Annotated in this window: 2 protein-coding genes and 1 pseudogene; all 3 read left to right on the top strand. The window is 44.4% G+C overall.

Going from position 1 to position 1,407, the window contains the following annotated elements:
- On the top strand, positions 1-488 hold a 488-nt coding region (locus tag A3712_RS21500), incomplete at its 5' end, for a hydroxymethylbilane synthase (protein ID WP_443083610.1).
- Positions 489-490: 2 nt separating this feature from the next.
- The gene (locus A3712_RS21505; RefSeq protein ID WP_063524997.1) at positions 491-1,219 is read left to right on the top strand and encodes a uroporphyrinogen-III synthase; all 729 of its coding nucleotides are present in this window, start codon (positions 491-493) and stop codon (positions 1,217-1,219) included.
- A gap of 19 nt (positions 1,220-1,238) precedes the next feature.
- A pseudogene (locus A3712_RS27555) lies at positions 1,239-1,407 on the top strand (uroporphyrinogen-III C-methyltransferase); the annotation flags it as partial.

Consider the following 1,407-nt stretch of genomic DNA (forward strand, 5'->3'; position numbering starts at 1 on the left):
GCAACGTGGGTACTCGTCTAGGTAAACTCGATGACGGTCAATACGATGCAATCGTTCTAGCGGCAGCTGGTCTTAAGCGTCTAAAACTAGAAGATCGTATCCGTAGCTTTATCGAACCAGAACAATCTTTACCAGCTGTAGGCCAAGGCGCTGTAGGTATTGAATGTCGTCTTGATGATGAACGCCTAATTAAGCTTCTTGAGCCCCTAAACGACAAAGATACTGCAGACCGTGTTTTGTGCGAACGTGCAATGAACTTAACACTAGAAGGCGGTTGTCAGGTGCCTATCGGTAGTTACTCTCTACTAGACGGCGATAACATCTGGCTACGTGCATTGGTTGGTGAGCCAGACGGTTCTAAAATGATTCGTGGTGAGATATCTGGCCCTCGCGAAGAAGCAGAAGCGCTGGGTGTGACTCTGGCTAATCAACTGCTAGATGATGGTGCGAGAGAAATCCTAACCAAGCTATACGCAGACCAAGAATAATCATGACAGTGTTGGTAACTCGTCCCGGTGTAGAGGGACAATCGCTTTGCCAACAACTAGCGGATGAAGGGGTTCAAGCAATCCATCATCCGCTTATCCGTATCATCGACAATCCAGATTCGGCGAACTTAAGCGTCCAACTTAATAACAGCGATATCATCATCGCTGTCAGCCATCATGCCGTGACCGCGGCTCAAAATATTCTTTCTAAAACTTCGTCTGTTTGGCCCACTTCGCCGCTTTATCTTGGCGTTGGTCAAAAAACTGCGCACGTTTTAAGCAAAGTCTGTAAACAAAAAGTAAACTATCCTCAAGTTAGTGATAGTGAACATCTTCTTCAACTTGCTGAACTTAGTGACGTAAAAAATAAATCCATTTTGATACTACGTGGGAATGGTGGGCGAGAGCTCATTCGGGATTCTTTGCTCAACCTTGGTGCACAAGTCTCTTATTGTGAGACCTACCGTAGAGAATATATTCCTATAAACGATCACAATATCTATCAAACATGGATAAACAAAAAAACGTCCAAAGTAGTCGTCACTAGTCAGGAGCAATTGGAGTATCTGTGCTCCATTACCCCTGATGAGTATTCTGCTTGGCTTTCAACGAGACATTTGTTTGTTCCAAGTAAGCGCATAGCACAACGAGCACAACAGCTCGGTTTCTCTAACGTTACGAATACTCAAAGTGCTGCGAACCAAATATTACTGGCTGCTCTCCAGCCCTAGCTAGAAACAGGAAATAAGCATGACAAGCAAAAAAAATAATGAGCATATTGAACCTGAACAGAACCAAGATACTCAGCCAGTAGCGACCAAAGACGAAACCGCTGAATCAAAAGAAACAGAACCAAAGCTTGATGCTCCTGCATCGAATAAGACTCACAATGAGCAGCTTCAAGCCGATCACAAAGAAC

Origin of the sequence: Vibrio sp. HI00D65 (assembly GCF_001635455.1) — a bacterium.
Taxonomy (GTDB): Bacteria; Pseudomonadota; Gammaproteobacteria; order Enterobacterales; family Vibrionaceae; genus Vibrio.